This window comes from Ulvibacterium marinum (assembly GCF_003626755.1).
Classification (GTDB): Bacteria; Bacteroidota; Bacteroidia; order Flavobacteriales; family Flavobacteriaceae; genus Ulvibacterium; species Ulvibacterium marinum.
The window spans coordinates 1,002,963-1,019,986 of the sequence record NZ_RBCJ01000002.1 but is presented as its reverse complement, the minus strand read 5'-3'; the positions used below and the strand labels follow the sequence as shown (position 1 = coordinate 1,019,986).

18 protein-coding genes are annotated in these 17,024 nt (G+C 40.3%); 11 read left to right on the top strand and 7 right to left on the bottom strand.

Going from position 1 to position 17,024, the window contains the following annotated elements; translation table 11 throughout:
* Entirely contained in the window at nucleotides 1-474 is a 474-nt protein-coding gene (gene rlmH / locus D7Z94_RS11670; protein WP_120711715.1) for a 23S rRNA (pseudouridine(1915)-N(3))-methyltransferase RlmH, read from the bottom strand.
* Between the two features lie 120 nt (nucleotides 475-594).
* Between rlmH and nadC the strand changes: the two genes are divergently transcribed.
* The 4 genes from nadC to priA are packed head-to-tail and all read left to right on the top strand — an operon-like array spanning nucleotide 595 to nucleotide 5,325.
* Nucleotides 595-1,452, top strand: coding sequence for a carboxylating nicotinate-nucleotide diphosphorylase (nadC, locus tag D7Z94_RS11665; protein WP_120711714.1), 858 nt, complete (start codon nucleotides 595-597; stop codon nucleotides 1,450-1,452).
* Nucleotides 1,453-2,427, top strand: coding sequence for a YihY/virulence factor BrkB family protein (locus D7Z94_RS11660; protein WP_120711713.1), 975 nt, complete (start codon nucleotides 1,453-1,455; stop codon nucleotides 2,425-2,427).
* A complete protein-coding gene (locus tag D7Z94_RS11655) occupies nucleotides 2,417-2,854 on the top strand; it encodes a DUF2147 domain-containing protein (RefSeq protein WP_317125777.1) in 438 nt (145 codons plus the stop codon). Before D7Z94_RS11660 ends, D7Z94_RS11655 begins: the two co-directional genes overlap by 11 nt.
* Nucleotides 2,855-2,868: 14 nt before the next feature.
* Nucleotides 2,869-5,325: a replication restart helicase PriA gene (priA, locus tag D7Z94_RS11650; RefSeq protein ID WP_120711711.1), complete on the top strand. Its 2,457-nt coding sequence runs from the start codon at nucleotides 2,869-2,871 to the stop codon at nucleotides 5,323-5,325.
* 159 nt (nucleotides 5,326-5,484) lie between these two features.
* Here priA and D7Z94_RS11645 read toward each other — a convergent pair whose 3' ends face one another.
* Nucleotides 5,485-6,177: a LytR/AlgR family response regulator transcription factor gene (locus tag D7Z94_RS11645; RefSeq protein ID WP_120711710.1), complete on the bottom strand. Its 693-nt coding sequence runs from the start codon at nucleotides 6,175-6,177 to the stop codon at nucleotides 5,485-5,487.
* A 231-nt stretch (nucleotides 6,178-6,408) separates the two neighbouring features.
* Between D7Z94_RS11645 and rpsF the strand changes: the two genes are divergently transcribed.
* The 5 genes from rpsF to hisS all read left to right on the top strand — a co-directional run bounded on the left by rpsF (nucleotide 6,409) and on the right by hisS (nucleotide 9,623).
* Nucleotides 6,409-6,747: a 30S ribosomal protein S6 gene (gene rpsF / locus D7Z94_RS11640; protein WP_120711709.1), complete on the top strand. Its 339-nt coding sequence runs from the start codon at nucleotides 6,409-6,411 to the stop codon at nucleotides 6,745-6,747.
* 5 nt (nucleotides 6,748-6,752) lie between these two features.
* Nucleotides 6,753-7,049, top strand: coding sequence for a 30S ribosomal protein S18 (gene rpsR, locus D7Z94_RS11635; protein WP_100868856.1), 297 nt, complete (start codon nucleotides 6,753-6,755; stop codon nucleotides 7,047-7,049).
* Between the two features lie 13 nt (nucleotides 7,050-7,062).
* A complete protein-coding gene (gene rplI, locus D7Z94_RS11630; protein ID WP_120711708.1) occupies nucleotides 7,063-7,515 on the top strand; it encodes a 50S ribosomal protein L9 in 453 nt (150 codons plus the stop codon).
* Nucleotides 7,516-7,584: 69 nt separating this feature from the next.
* Complete coding sequence (locus D7Z94_RS11625) at nucleotides 7,585-8,061, top strand: DUF6495 family protein (RefSeq protein ID WP_120711707.1); 477 nt, start codon at nucleotides 7,585-7,587, stop codon at nucleotides 8,059-8,061.
* Between the two features lie 185 nt (nucleotides 8,062-8,246).
* Nucleotides 8,247-9,623 carry a histidine--tRNA ligase gene (gene hisS / locus D7Z94_RS11620; RefSeq protein WP_120711706.1) on the top strand — a complete coding sequence of 459 codons (1,377 nt, stop codon included), beginning with the start codon at nucleotides 8,247-8,249 and terminating at the stop codon, nucleotides 9,621-9,623.
* On the opposite strand, the gene D7Z94_RS11615 is transcribed toward hisS, so the two are convergent.
* Nucleotides 9,618-10,166: an NUDIX hydrolase gene (locus tag D7Z94_RS11615; RefSeq protein WP_120711705.1), complete on the bottom strand. Its 549-nt coding sequence runs from the start codon at nucleotides 10,164-10,166 to the stop codon at nucleotides 9,618-9,620. The two genes, hisS and D7Z94_RS11615, sit on opposite strands and share 6 nt — an antisense overlap.
* A 48-nt stretch (nucleotides 10,167-10,214) precedes the next feature.
* The gene (locus D7Z94_RS11610) at nucleotides 10,215-11,303 is read right to left on the bottom strand and encodes a M42 family metallopeptidase (protein WP_120711704.1); all 1,089 of its coding nucleotides are present in this window, start codon (nucleotides 11,301-11,303) and stop codon (nucleotides 10,215-10,217) included.
* A 103-nt stretch (nucleotides 11,304-11,406) separates the two neighbouring features.
* Here D7Z94_RS11610 and D7Z94_RS11605 point away from each other — a divergent pair, with 103 nt between their 5' ends.
* Nucleotides 11,407-12,099 carry a DUF4294 domain-containing protein gene (locus tag D7Z94_RS11605; protein WP_120711703.1) on the top strand — a complete coding sequence of 231 codons (693 nt, stop codon included), beginning with the start codon at nucleotides 11,407-11,409 and terminating at the stop codon, nucleotides 12,097-12,099.
* A 30-nt stretch (nucleotides 12,100-12,129) separates the two neighbouring features.
* Here D7Z94_RS11605 and D7Z94_RS11600 read toward each other — a convergent pair whose 3' ends face one another.
* Nucleotides 12,130-12,366, bottom strand: a complete 237-nt coding sequence (locus tag D7Z94_RS11600; protein ID WP_120711702.1) for a DUF6095 family protein — start codon at nucleotides 12,364-12,366, stop codon at nucleotides 12,130-12,132.
* A 67-nt stretch (nucleotides 12,367-12,433) separates the two neighbouring features.
* Between D7Z94_RS11600 and D7Z94_RS11595 the strand changes: the two genes are divergently transcribed.
* A complete protein-coding gene (locus D7Z94_RS11595) occupies nucleotides 12,434-13,570 on the top strand; it encodes a glycerate kinase (RefSeq protein ID WP_120712042.1) in 1,137 nt (378 codons plus the stop codon).
* 36 nt (nucleotides 13,571-13,606) lie between these two features.
* Here the strand turns inward: D7Z94_RS11595 and D7Z94_RS11590 are convergent, their stop codons facing one another.
* Together D7Z94_RS11590 and D7Z94_RS11585 are read right to left on the bottom strand one after the other, a co-directional pair.
* Nucleotides 13,607-14,500: a DUF4249 family protein gene (locus D7Z94_RS11590; RefSeq protein ID WP_120711701.1), complete on the bottom strand. Its 894-nt coding sequence runs from the start codon at nucleotides 14,498-14,500 to the stop codon at nucleotides 13,607-13,609.
* Between the two features lie 4 nt (nucleotides 14,501-14,504).
* Nucleotides 14,505-16,880: a TonB-dependent receptor gene (locus D7Z94_RS11585; RefSeq protein WP_120711700.1), complete on the bottom strand. Its 2,376-nt coding sequence runs from the start codon at nucleotides 16,878-16,880 to the stop codon at nucleotides 14,505-14,507.
* Nucleotides 16,881-17,024 lie beyond the last annotated feature (144 nt).

The following is a 17,024-nucleotide window of genomic DNA, read 5'->3' as shown; positions in this document are numbered from 1 at the left end:
TTATCTGTGATGATAGGGTTCGTTCCTTAAAATTGTAAAAGCACGGTATATCTGTTCAATAAAGAATAAACGCACCATTTGATGTGAAAATGTCATTTTGGAAAGACTGATGCTTCCGTTGGCTCTTTGGTACAGAGCATCACTAAAACCATAAGGCCCACCGACAGCAAAAACCAATTGTTTAATCCCGGAGTTCATTTTTTTTTGTAGGAATTCCGAGAATTCGATCGAAGTGTAGGTCTTCCCTTTTTCATCCAATAAAACCAAAATATCGGTGGAGCTTAATTTTTTTAGAATGGCCTCGCCCTCTTTTTCCTTTTGTTGTGACTCTGATAGCTTTTGGGCATTCTTTACATCAGGAATGGATTCCAGTTCAAATTTCACATAGTGTTTCAACCTATTTTCATAATCGGAAATTAGTTGGAGCAGTGGCTTACTGTCGGTTTTCCCGACGACAAGGAGTTTAATTTTCACGTTGCAAATGTAATGGCTGGAGATTGAAAGTATAACTTAAAATTCATTTATCCATTTTGGAACTTAAATCAAATACCCAAAAAACATTTCACTAATTTTATCCAAACCAAATTTTCCTTAATGATTTCAGAAGAACAGTTTCAAAAAGAGTTGGAAATTATCATTTGGAACGCCATCCGAGAAGATGTGGGCGATGGTGACCATAGTTCGTTGGCCTGTATTCCAGATTCAGCTAAAGGTAAAGCCAAACTTTTAGTAAAGGACACTGGTATTTTAGCCGGTGTGGATTTTGCCAAACGGGTTTTTTCTTTTGTGGACAAGGAAATGGAAGTAGAGGTTTTAATACAGGACGGGTCGACGGTAAAATATGGAGATATTGCATTTTATGTTTCTGGAAGTTCACAAAGCATTTTAAAAGCAGAACGATTGGTACTCAATGCAATGCAACGTATGAGTGCCATTGCCTCTAAGACAAGGTCTTATGTCGATTTGTTGGAAGGCACAAAGACCAAAATTTTGGATACACGAAAAACCACTCCAGGTATTCGTGCTCTTGAAAAATGGGCCGTAAAAATAGGGGGAGGGGAGAATCACAGATTTGCCTTGTATGACATGATAATGCTCAAGGACAACCACATAGATTTTGCTGGAGGCATACCTCAGGCAATCCACAAGACCAAGGCCTATTTAAAGGAAACGGAGAGGGATTTAAAAATCATTGTGGAAGCCAGAAATTTGAAGGAAGTAAACCAAATTTTGGAATCTGGAAAGGTGTATCGAATTTTATTGGACAACTTTAATTATGAAGATACGCGAACAGCAGTTGCTACCATAGGAAATAATTGTCTTACTGAATCTTCTGGAGGTATAAACGAAAGCACCATTCGTAAATATGCCGAATGCGGGGTCGACTATATTTCCTCGGGGGCCTTGACCCATTCGGTCCATAATATGGATTTAAGCCTAAAAGCAGTATAGATGTCGTTGGAAATTGAGGAAAAAATCGAGAAGATTCCGATAATCAATAAATTGGCGGTCCTCCTAAAACATATAAAGCTTCCTGGCTTTGAAGGGCTTTCTTCATACGATCTCATAGAAATGTACATTGTCGGGATTTTCCAGGGAGCGCTTTCCGCCCGTGCCAGCGCCATTGCATTTAGTCTGTTTATGGCCCTATTTCCCCTTTTGATTTTTATGGTAACACTAGTCCCTTTTTTGGTTTCCTATCTCAGTTTGGGAAATGCCGATTTTGATACCGAGTTCCTATCTTTTCTGGAGTCGTTCCTTCCCACGGCAACCGGTGAGTACTTTGGGGAGATTTATCAACAGATCAAGGATCAAAAACGGGGCGGGCTGTTGTCCTCTGCTTTTTTGATTTCTATTTTTTTAATGGCCAATGGGGTGAATGCCATTTTTGGAGGATTCGAAAATTCATATCATGTAGACCTTACCCGTAATTTTATTAGGCAATATGGGTATGCTTTGATGGTAGGTTTGATCTTATCTATTCTGATAATCGTGGGTTTTGTAGCATTTGTCTATTTTGAAGTTTATGTTTTAGGCTATCTAAACGAATTTGCGGCGAGGACCGGGGGCTATGTTTTAGAGGAGGACGATATTATGGGGGTCCAGATCGCTAAATTTTTGTTCTTTATTATTTTGTCCTACTTAACCGTAGCCACGCTATATTACTTTGGTACAGCAGAAGGAAAAAAAGCCCGTTTTTTCTCGGCTGGAGCCCTTATGACTACCTTATTGTTCATTCTAACCTCCTATTTATTCGGGGTTTATGTGGAAAAATTTGCCCGATATAACGAATTATACGGAGCTTTAGGCGGATTGTTGATTTTAATGGTATATATATGGTTAAATTCCAATATATTGCTACTTGGCTTTGAATTGAACGCTTCTCTGAATTCCCTAAGAAAAAACTATGAAAAGAATGGCAATTAGAAGACTCTTTATGATGGGCATTTACTTGTTTTCCTACTATGTGGCAAGTTCCCAAAGTGTCTTCGGAAAATGGAAGACCATTGATGATAGAACGGGAAAGCCCAAGGCCGTTATTGATATTTATGAAAAGGATGGATTGATGCACGGAAAAATTATCAAGATTCTGGAGGAAGGCAAGGAGGACGCCCTATGTATAAAATGTGATGGAGAACGGAAGGACAAGCCCATCATAGGAATGAAAATCATAGATAGCCTTAAGAAGAATACGGATGGGGAATGGAAAGGCAAGACCTTGTTCGATCCTGAGCAGGGAATGACCTTTAGGTGTAAAATTTGGTTGAACCCGAAAAATGGGGATGAACTAAAGGTGCGCGGTTATTTGGCATTTTTATACCGAACCCAGACTTGGGTAAGGGTTGAAGGATAGAAGGCGATGGTACTATGCAGCACTTTATCAATGTAGTTTTACCGATTCCTTTAGAAAAACTTTTTACGTATCGAATCTCCCAAGCCGAAGCCGAATGGTTGACACCTGGAATTCGGGTAACCGTACCCTTTGGAAAATCCAAGATATACACCGCTTTGGTCTATGAAATTCATACTACCCCTCCAGAAGTGTATGAAGCCAAGGAAATTCATGAAATATTAGATCAACGGCCCATAGTAAATCCAATACAGTTACAACATTGGAAATGGATCGCCGCCTACTATATGTGTACATTAGGCGAGGTCTTTAGAACCGCTTTACCCAGTGCCTTTTTATTGGAAAGCGAAACATTGGTTTTGAAAAATCAAGATGTCGAAGTAAATGAGAATGACCTTAGGGACGATGAGTTTCTGGTATTTGAAGCATTGCAACACCAATCCTCATTAAAGGCCAATGAGGTAGCTGCCATTATAGATCGAAAAAGGGTACTGCCCATTCTAAACCGATTGTTAAAGAAAAATGTCATCCTTCTAAAAGAAGAAGTTTATCAGCAGTATAGACCCAAATTGGTTCGCTATGTAAGACTTGGCAATGAACATCTTTCCGAGGAAAAACTGGAAGGCTTATTGGCATCGCTTACCAGGGCACCTAAACAAAGTCAGGTAGTGCTAGCATTATTTCAGCTTCAGGCCACCCAAAAGGCACCCATAAAAGTTACCGATTTGGAAAAAGCTAGTAATAGCTCTAAAGCCGTAATCAAGGCATTGGTAGAAAAAGGGGTTTTGGAAGAATATTTTATACGTACGGATCGGGTGGTCTATGAAGGGAACGATGGAAATTCAGAAATAAAATCGCTAAACCCAATCCAAAAAAGCGCCTTGGATGATATTTTGCAGAGTTTTGAGGAACAAAAAGTCAGCTTATTACAAGGCGTAACATCATCGGGCAAGACCGAAGTCTACATAAAGTTGATAGAGCAAAGTATTCTTTCAGGAAAACAAGCCTTGTATCTTTTGCCGGAAATTGCCCTTACCACACAGCTTATAGCTAGGTTAAGGGATTATTTTGGTGAAAAAGTATCGGTTTATCATTCCAAATATAGCTTAAACGAGCGCGTAGAGGTCTGGAACAATGTGTTGTCCATGGAAGCAAAGGCCCAAATTATAATCGGTGCCCGGTCCGCCTTGTTTCTCCCCTATACAAACTTAGGCCTAATTATCGTTGATGAAGAGCATGAAAGCTCCTTTAAGCAATTTGATCCGGCACCGAGATATCATGCCAGGGATGCGGCGATAGTATTGGGAAACCTTCATGGGGCTAATGTCCTTTTGGGTTCTGCTACACCTAGTATTGAAAGTTTTTACAATGTACAGACCCATAAATATGGTTATGCCAGTATTAACAGACGTTTTGGTAATGTTCTTATGCCGGATATTGAATTGACAGATTTAAAGGAGCAAACTCGTAAACGAAAAATGAAAGGACATTTTTCGGAACGTCTATTGGAGGAAATTACCGAAACCTTGGATGCCCATGAGCAGATTATCATTTTCCAAAACAGAAGGGGTTATGCCCCAATTGTAGAATGCACCACATGTGGACACTCGCCACAATGTCCCAACTGTGATGTTAGTCTAACCTATCATCAATATAGGAAGCAATTGCGCTGTCATTATTGTGGTTATCATATGGCGCTACAGGAAACATGTCAAGCGTGTGGTAGCCCTACTCTGGATACCAAGGGTTTTGGAACTGAACAAATACAGGAAGAACTTCAGGAGTTGTTTCCCAACGCCAAAACGGCTCGTATGGATTTGGACACCACTAGGGGAAAGCATGGTTATGAAAAAATAATCACGGCTTTTGAACAGCAGGAAATCGATATTCTTGTGGGCACCCAAATGTTGACCAAGGGATTGGATTTCAGAAACGTAAACTTGGTGGGAATCATGAATGCGGATTCACTGCTCAATTTTCCGGATTACAGGGCGCATGAAAGGGCCTTTCAATTAATGACCCAGGTGGCCGGTAGAGCAGGACGTACTAAGAAAAGGGGTAAAGTCATTATTCAAAGCTATAATCCTTATCATCAAATCTTAAAACAAGTGTCCACAAATGATTACATAGGCATGTATTCCGAACAAATTTATGAACGGCAACTGTATAAATACCCACCAGTCAATAGAATAATCAAAATCACGTTTAAGCACAAAAATTTCAACATCCTGAACGAAGCGACCGAATGGTTTGCCAAGTCCCTTAGGAATGTTTTTGGCGAAAGTGTATTAGGACCCGAATATCCCCCTGTGGCCCGGATCCGAAATCAATATCTAAAAAACGTGTTGATAAAAATCAATAGGGACTGGGCAATTTCACGGACTAAGGACAGCATCAAAAAAATAGAAAGGTCGTTCAATGCCATTTCGCAGTATAGAGGTGTACGCGTAATCTACAATGTGGACCATATTTAACCTATCGACATAATCTCCGGGAATCGAACCTCAATTATCAATGTACAAATAGGATACAAACTCTATTGGGAATGTGTTACTGAGACTTTTGGTTATAAACCAAAACCGCCGCTTCCGGTAAGAAGCGGCGGTTTCATATGTTGTAATAAAGTAGAATTGCTAGACGTTGCTCAGTGCTTCGGCTAGTTCTGTCTTCTTGTTTCGACTTAACGGAATAGATCGGCCACTTACTTCAACATTTTTACTGTTGAACTTTTCTACTTTTTCCAAATTCACAATATAGGATTTATGGATTCGTAGAAACTTTTCTTGGGGCAATTGTTTTTCAAAGGATTTCATTGTTGATAAAATTACAATATTGGCCTCATCCGTTACCAATTTAATGTAATCTCCCAATGCTTCTATCCATTTAATGTCGTTAAGAACAACTTTTCTCTTTTTGAGGTTACTCTTTACGAAAATGTGCTCCTCATCCTCATTCACCCTATGCATCTGCTCATACTTGGCTACCGCTCGTCTTACGGAAGCATCAAAACGGGCCATAGTAATGGGTTTGTGCAAATAATCCGTAACGTCGTAGTCAAAAGCCTTAAGGGCATAATCCGGTTTTCCGGTAATTAAAATTACTTGAGGACTGTTCTCAAGGGATTCGAGTAGGTCAAATCCATTGATGATAGGCATTTCAACATCAAGAAAAATTAAGTCGATTTCATTATTCTTAATGCCATTTTTAGCCTCTATCGCATTGCTATATTCGGCAACCATTGCAAGATTTGGGTGGTTGTTGACTAGCTTGGCGACTGCCATTCGCTGCATCGACGAATCGTCAACAATAATGCTTCTTAATTTCATAAAGGTTGATTTGTGGGGTTAAATCATCGACAAATTACTGAAAAAACCCGTTCAACTACAACAAAAGTTGTAAACATTGTACGGAATCCTGTGTAATTGGCAATGACCATAGTTTAAGATTTGGTTAAGTTCAATTTTAACGATTGTTAGTCTATAACGAAGATTTTTTCGTTTTCTTGTGAAGTGTGCTAAATATTCTTATTTTTGCGCTCCTAAAAAATATAGATTCATATGAACCATTACGAAACTGTTTTCATTTTAAATCCCGTTCTATCTGATACGCAGATAGAGGAAACAGTTAAGAAATTTGAGGATTTCTTAATTAAGAATGGCGCCAAAATGGTCTCCAAGGAAAACTGGGGGCTCAAAAAATTGGCCTATGCCATACAAAACAAAAAAAGTGGCTTTTACCATTTGTTCGAATTTACCGCTCCGGGCGAGGCTATAGGCCCATACGAGCAGGAGTTTAGAAGGGACGAGCGCATAATGCGTTTCCTAACGGTGAGATTGGATAAGCACGCCATTGAATGGGCAGAAAAAAGAAGAACAAGGTTAAAAGCTAAAGCGTAAAGAAAATGGCAACATTACAACAACAGGCAAAAGGCAAAAAAGATGGGGAAATCCGGTATTTGACCCCTTTGAACATTGAGACCAATACCAAGAAAAAGTATTGTAGGTTCAAAAAATCCGGTATTAAATATATTGATTATAAGGACCCGGATTTCTTGATGAAATTGGTCAACGAGCAAGGGAAATTACTTCCTAGGAGGCTTACCGGTACTTCTTTGAAATATCAACGAAAGGTGGCACAAGCCGTAAAACGTGCCCGTCATTTGGCTTTAATGCCATATGTGGGAGATTTGTTAAAATAAAAAGAGACCGAAGATGGAAGTTATATTAAAACAAGACGTAGAACACTTGGGTTTCAAGGACGATTTGGTAAGCGTAAAAAATGGTTACGGTAGAAATTACCTTATTCCCAATGGATTGGCCACTATGGCCACCGCTTCTGCCAAAAAGGTTTTGGAAGAGACCTTAAGGCAACGGGCGCATAAAGAGAAATCTATTGTAGATGCTGCTAATAAGACAGCAGAAGCATTGAAAGGGCTAGAACTTAAAATACCGGCTAAAACAGGAGGAGGAGACAAACTTTTTGGTTCTATTACCACAGTTGATCTAGCCGCGGCTTTTCAGAAAGAAGGTCACGAAATAGACAAAAAGTACATTGCCATTCAGGGAGGTACCGTAAAACGTACAGGACCCTATAACGCACAAGTTAGATTGCACCGCGAAGTAGTTGTTGATTTTCCTTTTGAAGTCATTGCTGAGCAGAAGTAAGAGTTAAAAAACGCAAATAACGAGCCTTTCAGTACAAGACTGAAAGGCTTTTTTATGATATGGCGAATCATGAAGTATTCTAGACTTACCAGGCAACAGTTTGAAGAGCTGCATCGGGAATTTATAAACTTTCTGGCTACCCAGTCCATAACATCGGACGAATGGAAAATCTTAAAAGAACAGAAACCTGAAGTCGCCGAAGAAGAGTTGGATATCTTTAGCGATCTTATTTGGGAGGGTGTTTTGACCAAGGTTGGGTACTTGGAAAATGTTTCTGCGCAACATATGCACTTGTTTCATTGTTCGGAAAAAGAGATGAAATTAATTTCCGTAAAGCTTATGAACCCGGAGGCGGATTTAACCACTAAAGAAGGGTTCTCCTGGTTTAAGAAGAACTGGCAATCAGATTTTGTAGAGTACCTCACCGCATCCAAGGCCTATTCCGAAGACCAAAACTTGGATAAATTCAATTTGATAAAACAAGGAGCTGTCATTACCAGGGGTGAGCTGTATCAATGGTTTGAAAAGGCAATACAGGCTCCGTAGGTAGAAAAGTAAAAACCCATTCGGATTAATCTTAAATTCCAATAAGGATACCTGAAAGGATGGCCCGGAAGATTCCATAACAATCAAAGAACTTGGTAACAAGCCGTAAAGAATTATATTTGTTCAGATTTCAAAATGCGACTTCCAGGTCTATGCCCGAGGCATGGTCTGAATAAAAATTTATAATGGCACAAAAACCAAGTATACCCAAAGGCACAAGGGATTTCTCGCCTGCCGAGGTCAATAGGCGCAATTACATTTTTGATACCATCAAAAAACACTTTCAGGTCTTTGGTTTTCAACCTATAGAAACTCCGTCCTTTGAAAACTCCGAGACCTTGATGGGGAAATACGGGGACGAGGGTGACCGATTGATTTTTAAGATTTTGAATTCGGGGGATTTTCTAAGCAAGGTTGATGATGGGACATACAGTACCAAAAATTCAGCTTCATTGACCCCAAAAATAACCGAAAAAGCCCTTCGCTATGACTTGACCGTTCCTTTCGCAAGGTATGTAGTGATGCACCAAAATGAAATAGATTTTCCTTTTAAACGCTATCAGATTCAACCTGTATGGCGGGCAGACCGTCCCCAAAAAGGAAGGTTCCGCGAATTTTACCAATGTGATGCGGATGTAGTCGGTGCAAATTCACTTTTGCAGGAAGTGGAATTGATACAATTATACGATGCCGTTTTTACCGATTTAAGACTGGACGGTGTTCATATTAAATTGAACAATAGAAAGGTTTTGGCCGGCATTGCAGAAATCATAGGAGCAAAACAACTCTTGGTAGATTTCACCGTTGCCCTTGATAAGTTGGATAAAATAGGAGAGGAAGGGGTAAAAAAGGAAATGTTGGAAAAAGGTATTTCCGAAAAATCCATTGCCAAGGCCGCCCCCTTGTTTTCGCTTTCTGGGGATACAGGGGAACAGCTGAGTATTCTTAAAGCATTATTGAAAGATTCGGAACAAGGTTTAGAGGGTATTGAGGAGTTGGAATTTATAATAGATATGGTTGAGCAATTAGGGCTTCAATCGGCACAACTTTCACTGGATTTTACCCTGGCTCGCGGGCTCAATTACTACACCGGGACTATTTTTGAGGTAAGTCCCCCAGAAGGTGTAAAAATGGGATCTATTGGTGGTGGCGGCAGATATGACGACCTTACCGGGATTTTTGGTTTAAAGGATGTGAGCGGTGTAGGAATCTCCTTTGGGTTGGATCGCATTTATTTGGTATTGGAAGAATTAAACCTTTTTCCTAAAACCTTGGAACAGTTTGTACAAGTACTCTGTCTTAACTTTGGGGAGAAGGAAGCACTGGCCTCCCTAAAATTGATTAGCACGCTTCGAAATTCAGGAATCAAAGCTGATTTATATCCTACGGGAGCTAAAATCCAAAAACAGTTTAAATACGCCAATAATCGGAATGTACCCTATGTTATCTTGCTCGGTGATAAAGAACTTGTAGAAAACGCTTTTGTAGTGAAGAATATGGCTAATGGGGAGCAGAAAACTTTTTCTATTGATTCTATAGAAGATTTTATTGCCTCGCTATAGCCTTTTCCGTATTTCCTTTACTATTATTTGGTAATAGTCGATTTTGTAAGTTACATATTTCTTTGCATTCGCCAGATTCCTAGTTTCCTCGGAAAATTGAATTAGTGGAATCAAATCCAAACGCTCAACTTCACTTTCCTGTTTTTGAAGGTTTTCCAAAGGAAGCTTCAACTCACACAAAAAGGTGTGATGGAATTCGCAATCGACCAAATCCTTACGATGTTTATGGACCGATTTAAAAACACCTATTTTCTCCAGATCCATTTTGGAAATGGAAAGTCCTATTTCTTCCTCCACTTCACGGATTGCAGAGACCTCAATATCTTCCTCGGCACCAATGTGCCCAGCCACGGAAACATCCCAGTGTAGGGGATGGGTATCCTTGTCCTTGCCGCGTTGCTGTATGAGGACCTTTCCATCTTTGGTGTACAACCAAACGTGAATGGTAGGATGAAACCATCCCTTGGCATGGGCCAAGGACTTCATCGCCGTCTTTCCCGTTAGGTTACCCATGTCATCCAGAATGTCAATAAGCTCATCCATGTTATGCTACAAAATATGGCTCCCTTTTAGGGAAGGGTTGGAACATGTTTACTCAAAATAGCTAAATGCTTCTCCACTCTCAATATTCAGAACAGTTTCATAAATCAGTCGGATTACATTCTCTACATCATCCCGGTGAACGGTTTCCACCGTAGTATGCATATACCGAAGGGGCAATGAAATTAAAGCGGATGCCACACCACCGTTACTATAGGCAAAGGCATCCGTATCCGTCCCTGTGGATCTTGAAGCTGCCAAACGCTGAAAAGGGATTTTGTGCTTCTCTGCCGTTTCTATAATACGTTCCCGGAGTTTGTTCTGCACGGCCGGTGCATAGGAAATAACCGGTCCAGCTCCGATTTCGGTATGGCCTTGCGTCTTTTTGTCGATCATGGGGGTAGTAGTGTCATGACATACGTCCGTAATGATAGCCACATTGGGTTGTATGGTCTGGGTAATCATTTCGGCTCCTCGAAGCCCTATTTCTTCCTGAACAGCATTTGTTATGTAGAGTCCAAAAGGCAATTTCTTCTTGTTTTCATGGAGTAAACGGGCTACTTCTGCCACCATAAATCCACCGGCCCGATTGTCAATGGCACGACAAACGAATTTATCCTTGTTCAGAATATGGAACTCATCAGGATAGGTAATCACACAACCCACATGAACTCCCATTTTTTCTACTTCTTCTTTGTCCTTGGCGCCTATATCTATAAAAATATTATCCAGTTTTGGGGGTTGTTCCTTGCTTCTGTCCCGAGTATGGATGGCTGGCCATCCAAAAATACCTTTTACCATACCGTTCTTGGTATGGATGTTTACCCATTTGGAAGGAGCAATCTGGTGGTCGCTTCCCCCATTTCGGATAACGTACAAAAGACCATCATCCGTAATGTAGTTTACATACCATGAAATCTCATCGGAGTGCCCTTCAATGACCACTTTGTATTCAGCATCGGGATTGATGACCCCAACTGCCGACCCATAGGTATCCGTGATGAAAGTATCCACATAGGGTTTTAAATAGTCCATCCATAGTTTTTGACCTTCCCATTCATATCCTGTTGGAGAGGCATTGTTTAGATATTTTTCAAAAAAATCGAGGGACTTTTTAGTCAATATTTTTTTTTCGCTCATGTAGTCTTTGTTTGAATACAAACTTAGCAATATTCACTTTTAATTAATAATACGCGCGATTATTTATCGTTAATTTTGCCGAGGCTATTGCCGAACTGAATTTATGAGAGAAAGAATTGTATGGATCCTGTTTTCCTTGGTTTTTATTTCTGCGAACGCACAAATAAAAGAGAAGGCCTTGGATTCGGTTGCTGAAAAGTTGATTATTGTAGAAGGCGATTCCCTTTTGCAGAGCTCTATAGCCTTGGATGAGGTTTATGTATTCAGTAAACTCGAATTTGGTTCCTATAAGGAAAAACTCCGCTACTACATACTTAGGCGTAAAACGCTTAAAGTTTACCCTTATGCTAAATTGGCGGCGGAACGTCTGGTAGAGTTGAATGATAGTCTTTCAAAAATCAAAAAAAAGAGGAAACGAAAAAAATACACGAAGAAAGTCCAAAAATATATTGAAGGGGAATTTTCTGAAGAGCTCAAAAAGCTCACACGAACAGAAGGGCAAATCCTGGTAAAACTAATCTATCGCCAAACCGGAAAGACGGCTTTTGACCTGGTAAAACAACTCCGAAGTGGGTGGCGTGCTTTTTGGTATCAAACCACGGCTAAATTATTCAAGATCAGTATTAAGGAGGAATTCCACCCGGATTTGGTACATGAAGATTATTTGATCGAAGATATTTTACAACGTGCCTTTGCTTCATACCGATTGGAACGACAAGAATCGGTTTTGGATTACGACTACGCTGCGCTAAATAACAAGTGGAACAATGTGGTGGATAAGCAAAAGAAAGATTAAATTTTTTAGGGCACTACAACTGCTAGACTACTAATTATCCTGAACCTTTTTGTTGAATAAGGCATCAACAAATAGTTTAATGCTGTAGAATCCTAAAGAAACGGCCACTATAGCAAGGATGAGACCTAAAATCAACACGGGCCAAAACCAAGGGTGTTCCTGATTTTTAAAGGCCTGAAATAGCACCACAGGAGCCGTGAACATCAGGATAATGGTATAGAAAAGAGACTTAACTCCTTTAATCAGCAAATTTTTGTTGGTTCCCATCGTTGACGATAAATCAATAACCAAATGTAAGGAATATGGCCTATATTTAGATGTTCGAAAGACTATTATGAACATACTCATTATTCCGGATAAATTTAAAGGCTCCCTTGCGGCAAGTGAGGTGATTTCGGCAATTTCAAATGGGATTCAAAAAGTAATGCCAAATGCTAATTTGCATTCTGTTATGTCATCGGATGGTGGCGATGGCTTTCTAAATGCCGTAGCCGAAAACTTGGATTGCGAGGTGGTTACCACGGATACAGTTGACCCACTCGGTAGGAGAATAAGGGCCGACTATCTTTTAAACCGTGCAGATCATGTTGCCTATATTGAATTGGCCAAATCTTCCGGTTTGGAACTCTTACAGGTTCACGAGCTCAGTGTAATGAAAACCTCTACTTATGGCACCGGGCTTCAAATAAGGGATGCCATTTCAAAAGGCGCTACTTCCATTTACGTAGGTCTGGGCGGTAGTGCTACCAATGATGGGGGCACTGGAATAGCCCTGGCATTGGGTTATCAGTTTTTGGATGGTTTAGAGAACGATTTAGATTCCAATGGGGAAAACCTATCCAAAATAAGGGCTATTAAGAAAAAGGAAGTAGTCCAAGACCTAAATAATATTTCCTTTTATGCCGTAAACGATGTGGACAACCCGCTGTTTGGAGCAAAGGGAGCCGCGCATATTTATGCAAGACAAAAAGGAGCCAATGATTCGGAAATCGATGCATTGGATGAGGGATTACGTAATCTGGATGGCATAGTTCAGGGCAATTTGGGCAAGAATGTGGCACAGAGCCCAGGAGCAGGGGCGGCTGGTGGAACCGCCTATGGGCTACAAGCTTTTCTAAATGCCGAATTTGTCTCCGGAATTGACTTTATGTTGAATCTGGCGCATGTGGAAGAACTGCTCCAAACGAAAAAAATAGACTACATAATTACAGGTGAGGGAAAATTCGATAATCAAACCTTACATGGAAAATTAATTAACGGGGTCGTGGATTTAGGAAAAAACCATGGGGTTCCAGTGATAGTGGTCTGCGGACAATCAGAGGTCGCTACCGAAAAACTTGCCTCATTACATATAACCGAGGTTTTAGAAATTAGTGATGCGTCCAAGCCTTTAGAATATAATATGGAAAATGCGGCAGCATTAACGGAAAAAGCCGTTCTTACTTTTTTTGAAAACTTGACCGAGACTTAAGAAAATTGGAATTAAAAATAGAGAAAACCTTAATGTTTACTCAATGATTATTGATGAGCTATAAGTTTGGCTTACGGCAAAATAGCCTAGAGGAAATCCCTCTCTGACATTCTCCGGATCTATACCTTCCAAGTCTTCCAAGGAATTGATATTCTCAAAATCAATATCATCAATATTCACGCCAGTAACATTAATAATGTTACCACGAACTGTAGCGGTCGGCGTCTGAAAAGGACCTTGGTCCCCACCGCTTTGCACAATGAGTTGATTCATATAATTGTAAAACCCGATATCCACCCCCATTAGACTTATTTGTAATTCTTGCCCTTCATCCAGACCATCATCATAAAAGTAGGAGAACTCGAATCGTTGGCCCGGATAAAAAAGGTCCTCCGTGACCAGGTATTCGTTAAAATCTAGATCGAACAAATAATAATCCTCCCTATCCGGTGCATCTACAAAAGAGATTATTATTTCGGTTTCATCCCCGCTAAAAAGAGTTTGATCACCTTGGGAAACTTGCTCAATGGGAACGGCCGGAATGTAATTCGTAAGTGCTGCATAGCTTTGACCCTCATGGGTTATGGAGAGTAGCAATCGCCCTGAAGTAAAAAATGAAGTACCCTCTTGCGCTTCGTATACTCCTGGACTTGTCTGGGTAAGAGTAACAAAACTTGGAATACCCGAGCCGCTAGGTCGATCAAGATTTATTATAGTAATGTCCTGCAGGTCCGCAGGTGGAATATCATCAAAGAAAGAACTGGTCAGTCCGGCATTAACACGGATTCGTGTAATTGGATTATTTTCGTCTACTCGTATAAAGGCATCCACAAAAAGACGCGAATCAACTTCTGGAAGATCCACTTCTACGACATCCTCACACCCGACCAAAACTAAGAATACCAACCAAAGGAACCCAATTTTTTTCATGGTCTTAAAATTTAAAATTATAGGTAACCGCGGGTACCACACCAAATATGGAGGTACGTATGGCTTCATTAACGCCTGTATCCACGTTTCTTTGGAAATTTATGGATGCGGCGTTTCTTCTATTGTAAACGTTGTAAATGCTAAAGACCCATTCGCCCTTAACCTTTCTGCTCTTGTTTTTACGAGGGGTAAGTGTGGCCGAAAGGTCCAATCGATTATAAGCGGGCAGACGTTCTGCATTCCGAGGACCGTAAAAAGGGACGGTGAGCCCTTGAAATTCAAACTGACCTATGGGATAGTTGGTAGGTTGACCCGTTTGATAGACAAAATTGGTATTGAAACTCCACTTTTCATTCAATTTATAACTTCCAAAAAAGGATACATCATGCGTCTTATCAAAGGGAGTTCTGTACCAATCCCCATTGTTGATACCTGTTTCCTCCGGTGTTCGCCCTGGGGTACGCTGCTCCGATTTGGAAAGGGTATAGGCCAGCCAGCCCTGAAAATCGCCTTCATTCTTTCGCAACAGGAACTCAAGACCATACGCCCGGGCCGTCCCGTTCAGGATTACTTGTTCTATGGCATCGTTGGCAATAAGATTGGCACCATCTATATAATCTATACGATTCTGTATGTCCTTGTAAAAACCTTCCACCTCCAGTGCGTATTCCCCTCCGTTTATATTCCTAAAAAAGCCTAGGGCATATTGATCCAACAATTGTGGTTTTACAAAAGGTCCGCTTGGGGTCCAGACATCCAATGGGGTAGGGGAGCTAGTATTGGAGAGCAGATGTAGATATTGTGCCAAACGTGTATAGCTTGCCTTTATAGAGCTGTTTGGGTTTAAGGTATAGGCCAGTGAAAAACGAGGCTCAAAATTGTTAAAAGTGGCTAAACTACTGCTTCTTCCGGGATTAGTGACATCTATCGGAATAGCTTCTTGATAGATTAATGATAGAGGATTGAAAAACACGGGATTATCATCCTCATAAACTAATAGTTCATCCTGTCCCAGGCGAATAAAATTGCTAAACCGAAACCCATAACCAAGGCTAAGGTTTTCGGTTATCTGATGTTCAAAGTCTATATAGGCCGCAAATTCGTTGGCATACTTTTCCGTCAATTGATCTTCTACAATTCCTGAATTTGTATTACTAGGCTCTATTTTGCCAGGATTAAAGCTATAGTAGATATTGTTAACCCCATAATTGATCTGCAATTTATCGCTGATATAATGTTTAAGATCGTATTTGATATTGAAATTCTGAATACCCGAATTCCAATTAAAGCCTACAAAATCAAGCTTTAGACCGTAATAGTAATCGGAATAGATAAGCGATAGGTTGGAGAAGAGTTTGTCCGAGAATAAATGGTTCCACCTTAAATTACCCACTGAATTACCATAGGTATTTACAAAATTATCACTGATCCCAAAAACATCCCTACCAAAATAGCCCGATAGATACAAGTTGTTCCTATCATTAAGCTTAAAATTGATCTTGGTGTTCAAATCATAGAAATAGGCCGTATTGTCAATATCAAATAATGGCAGAAAAAGATGTGCATAGGAGGCCCTGCCACCTATGAGAAATGCGGCCTTGTCCTTTATTATTGGGGCCTCTACAAGCAGACGGCTGGCCACGGCCCCTATACCTCCATTTATTTTAAGTTCTTTGCTATTCCCCTCTTTTTGAAAGATGTCCAGTACCGAAGAAACCCTGCCACCATATCTGGCAGGAATCCCTCCTTTATACAGCTTAATATCCTTAATGGCATCTGGATTGAATACTGAGAAAAAACCAAAAAGATGGGAGGAGTTAAATATAATCGCTTCGTCCAATAATATTAGATTCTGATCTACTGCTCCGCCCCGGACATTAAAGCCAGATGCCCCTTCACCGGCATTGGTTACTCCTGGGAGCAGAAGAATGGATTTAATTACATCGGCCTCCCCAAGGATTACAGGGATTTTTTTAATGGTTCCAACAGATAAGGTGTTTACGCTCATCTGTGGTTTTTTTATATCCAGTTTTTCGGCATTTTCGGTAACAACCACCTCTTCCAGTTGCTCCATTTCCTCTACCATTTGGAAATTGAATTTTTGGTTTTCGGACAATGAGATCTTTGTAACGATATCCTGAAAGCCCAAATAACTCACCAAGACATCGTATTCACCTTCGGGAAGGGTGATGGAATAGAAACCGTATTCATTGGTAGTAACGCCCGTTCCCAGTTCAGGAACCACTATGGTTACCCCGATTAGAGTCTCATTACTGGACGCTTCCGAGATGGTACCGCTTAAGGTGAATTTTTGTTGTGCATAGGTAAAAAAGGAAAAACAGAAAAGAACAAACAAAAGCGTTCTCGAAAGTCGATTCATTCAGGCAATTTTTTCTAAAAGTAAAGAGAAAAAAACCGATCGGGAAAATGTTAACATTTCTTTAGACGAAAAATCTACCAGTCTTGTTCTATCCGAAAGAATGTTAACATTTCTTTAAAGGACCAATTTAGGAGCCCAACACCT

Bases quoted from the DNA above. Each gene is read 5' to 3' on its own strand.
- nadC (WP_120711714.1), top strand. From the start codon at position 595: ATGATTTCAGAAGAACAGTTTCAAAAAGAGTTGGAAATTATCATTTGG.
- D7Z94_RS11660 (WP_120711713.1), top strand. From the start codon at position 1,453: ATGTCGTTGGAAATTGAGGAAAAAATCGAGAAGATTCCGATAATCAAT.
- D7Z94_RS11655 (WP_317125777.1), top strand. From the start codon at position 2,417: ATGGCAATTAGAAGACTCTTTATGATGGGCATTTACTTGTTTTCCTAC.
- priA (WP_120711711.1), top strand. From the start codon at position 2,869: ATGCAGCACTTTATCAATGTAGTTTTACCGATTCCTTTAGAAAAACTT.
- D7Z94_RS11645 (WP_120711710.1), bottom strand. From the start codon at position 6,177: ATGAAATTAAGAAGCATTATTGTTGACGATTCGTCGATGCAGCGAATG.
- rpsF (WP_120711709.1), top strand. From the start codon at position 6,409: ATGAACCATTACGAAACTGTTTTCATTTTAAATCCCGTTCTATCTGAT.
- rpsR (WP_100868856.1), top strand. From the start codon at position 6,753: ATGGCAACATTACAACAACAGGCAAAAGGCAAAAAAGATGGGGAAATC.
- rplI (WP_120711708.1), top strand. From the start codon at position 7,063: ATGGAAGTTATATTAAAACAAGACGTAGAACACTTGGGTTTCAAGGAC.
- D7Z94_RS11625 (WP_120711707.1), top strand. From the start codon at position 7,585: ATGAAGTATTCTAGACTTACCAGGCAACAGTTTGAAGAGCTGCATCGG.
- hisS (WP_120711706.1), top strand. From the start codon at position 8,247: ATGGCACAAAAACCAAGTATACCCAAAGGCACAAGGGATTTCTCGCCT.
- D7Z94_RS11615 (WP_120711705.1), bottom strand. From the start codon at position 10,166: ATGGATGAGCTTATTGACATTCTGGATGACATGGGTAACCTAACGGGA.
- D7Z94_RS11610 (WP_120711704.1), bottom strand. From the start codon at position 11,303: ATGAGCGAAAAAAAAATATTGACTAAAAAGTCCCTCGATTTTTTTGAA.
- D7Z94_RS11605 (WP_120711703.1), top strand. From the start codon at position 11,407: ATGAGAGAAAGAATTGTATGGATCCTGTTTTCCTTGGTTTTTATTTCT.
- D7Z94_RS11600 (WP_120711702.1), bottom strand. From the start codon at position 12,366: ATGGGAACCAACAAAAATTTGCTGATTAAAGGAGTTAAGTCTCTTTTC.
- D7Z94_RS11595 (WP_120712042.1), top strand. From the start codon at position 12,434: ATGAACATACTCATTATTCCGGATAAATTTAAAGGCTCCCTTGCGGCA.
- D7Z94_RS11590 (WP_120711701.1), bottom strand. From the start codon at position 14,500: ATGAAAAAAATTGGGTTCCTTTGGTTGGTATTCTTAGTTTTGGTCGGG.
- D7Z94_RS11585 (WP_120711700.1), bottom strand. From the start codon at position 16,880: ATGAATCGACTTTCGAGAACGCTTTTGTTTGTTCTTTTCTGTTTTTCC.